Source organism: Pseudomonas sp. SIMBA_068 (assembly GCF_046534705.1).
GTDB classification, from domain to species: Bacteria; Pseudomonadota; Gammaproteobacteria; order Pseudomonadales; family Pseudomonadaceae; genus Aquipseudomonas; species Aquipseudomonas putida.
The window spans coordinates 1-277 of sequence record NZ_JAWRYI010000397.1 but is presented as its reverse complement, the minus strand read 5'-3'; the positions used below and the strand labels follow the sequence as shown (position 1 = coordinate 277).

Annotated in this window: 1 pseudogene; it reads right to left on the bottom strand. The window is 61.4% G+C overall.

Going from position 1 to position 277, the window contains the following annotated elements:
• Positions 1–72: 72 nt before the first annotated feature.
• A pseudogene (locus tag SB756_RS29685) lies at positions 73–277 on the bottom strand (branched-chain amino acid ABC transporter substrate-binding protein); the annotation flags it as partial.

Here is a 277-nt window from a genome sequence, read left to right as displayed (position 1 = left end):
GCCCGGCGGCAAGCAGCAGGGCGCATGAAAGCAGGGTGCGGCGCATGGCGGATTCCTTATTGTTTTAAGTGTTCAGGGATAGCGGCAGGTCACCTCGGGCTGGTCATAGCCCAAGCTGTCCATTTCGTTGAAGGGGTGCAGGAAACCCTCTTGAGGCGAGGTACTGACCAGCGCACGCGGTTGCACGATGGGGATCGGCTGGCGCAGTTGGCCATTCCAGGGGCGATAACTGAGCTTGCGGCCCTTGAAACCATCCAGCGGCAGTTGCTCGCCCAGC